Below are 2,074 nucleotides of genomic sequence, written 5' to 3' on the forward strand. Positions count from 1 at the left end.
GGGGTCGCGGGCGATCTTTGCCACGCGCGCGCCGCGAGCATCCCCCTGTTCCAGTCGGTCGAACTGCTAACCGCCAAGGGAGACAATCGCGCGCCCGGTTCCAGAGAACACGGAGCCGAGCAACAGAAACACGAAAATGAGCAGAATGTTCAAACCAAGTGACATGCCAATTACTATAGGAGCGCGGGGAGTCAAGAGCGGGAAGTGGCGTGCTCTAGGGGCTGGNGCGGGGAGTGNGCGCAGTCGGCGATGTGCAGTGTTGGTCATGTGCGTGGCGGTTTTTGCTCGCTGACTGCATCGTAAGCGAGCAAAAACCGCCACGGGGGAGGTGACGTTTTGTTGGACTTCGTTGTTTGAATAGTCGTTCGCAACGATAGCACGCGCGTTCAGGCGACGAGCCCAAGTTCGATGCGTTTGTCCATGATGCTCATTCCGTATTCGGTCTTGATGCGCTTGTCCCTGTACCAGACCATGTACTCGTCCAACAACGTGATGAACTCGTCGATTGAGACACCTTGGAAGCCTCGCTTGTGGAAGAACTCCTGCTTGAGCCGGCCGAAGAACCCCTCGGCGGCCGCGTTGTCCGGACTGCAGCCCTTCGCGCTCATCGACCGAGTCAGGCCGTGCTCCTCGCAGATGCGGATCCATTCGTCCCACCGGTAGTGGCATCCCCGGTCCGAGTGGATAATCGGCGTCTCGCCGGGCCTGAGCGTGGCGCACGCGTCCCCGAGCATCCCGTTGACCAATGCGGCGTTGGGGCTCGTGCCGATCGTCCAGGCGACCGGCATACCGTCGTAGCAGTCGATGACCGGCGACAGGTACACCTTGCCCGCCGGGATCCTGAACTCGGTGATATCCGTGACCCACAGCTCGTTCGGGTTCGCGGCATGGAAGTCGCGGTTGACGAGGTTGGCGGGCGCGCCGCCGATCTCGCCCTTGTACGAGGAGTAGCGCTTCGCGCTCTTGAACACGGGCACGAGCCCGTGGGCCGTCATCAGGCGCATGACGCGTTTTGCGGAGACGACGATGCCCGCGCTCCGCAGCTCGAGGTGCACGCGCTTGTACCCGTAGCGGCGTTTGCTGTTCTCGAACGTCTCACGGATCAGGTCCAGCAGTCCCATGTCCTTGTCGGGGCGGTTCATGGCCTTGAGCTGGTAGTAGTAGGTACTGCGAGCGATGCCGACCTCGCCCAGTAGGCTCTCGGCGTTGACGCCCAGAGCCTCACTGATCTTTCTGATCAGGATCGTCTTTTCCCGGCTTGTCAGGTTGTCCGGGTCTGCGCCCGGCTCTTTTCCCACCAGTTCCGCCGATCCCTTCATGATCGCCAGCCTGATCTCCATCGCCCGGTATTCGGCGCGCAATCGCTTCAGATCGGCGTTCAGCGCGGCGATCTCGCCACGCAGCGCATCCGGATCCGTCTGTGGAGCGGCATCCTCGCGTTCCGGTTCGTCCTTCGCCACCGCGGCCCCTTTCGTCTCGCCGAGCAATTGCCGCTTCCAGTTTCTCACGACTGATGAATCCACGCCCAGTTCTTCCGCCGCCTGACGCGACCTCATCTCGCCGGACGCGACCCGGAGCACGGCCTCACGCTTGAGCTCCTCGGGTATGGGCCCATGGCACAGACGACGTTCGCCCGGCGCGAGCTCGTCGATCCACGCGGCCAGCAGCGTCTTGCTCGGATACCCCAACCGGCGGATTGTACGGCTCGCCCGCCGCCCGTGCGTCAGATAATGATCCACTGCCGCCCGCTTCTGCTCCGCCGTGTAGCGCGCATACCGCTCCCCACGACTCGACGGCACCCCAGTCCTCTGCTCCTCGAGCCAGTCATGGTGCCACATGCGCAACGCTTCCCGACTGGGATAACCCAGCTCGCGGATCACATCCGCAGCGCAGCACTCGTACCGCACATACAACTCAACCGCACGCCGACGCTGCTCCTTGCTGTACCTCGCCATGGCCGTTTCCTCCTTGGATCACAGTCCAAGAAAACAGCACCACCCCCCACTGTCTGGATTGCGTGGCAGAAAACGCTCACTGACACCCGTCTCAGTGAGAGAAAACCGCCACTAACAGA

The 2,074-nt window shown here is 62.5% G+C and carries 1 protein-coding gene; it reads right to left on the reverse strand.

Annotation, left to right across the window (positions count from 1 at the left end):
• Positions 1–386: 386 nt before the first annotated feature.
• Positions 387–1,955: an IS3 family transposase gene (locus BHAP_RS11310; RefSeq protein WP_094730744.1), complete on the reverse strand. Its 1,569-nt coding sequence runs from the start codon at positions 1,953–1,955 to the stop codon at positions 387–389.
• Positions 1,956–2,074: the final 119 nt, after the last annotated feature.

Source organism: Bifidobacterium hapali (assembly GCF_002259755.1).
Lineage (GTDB): Bacteria > Actinomycetota > Actinomycetes > Actinomycetales > Bifidobacteriaceae > Bifidobacterium > Bifidobacterium hapali.

What these genes read in the sequence shown, in the direction of transcription:
- BHAP_RS11310 (WP_094730744.1), bottom strand. Translation starts at nt 1,955, where the DNA reads ATGGCGAGGTACAGCAAGGAGCAGCGTCGGCGTGCGGTTGAGTTGTAT.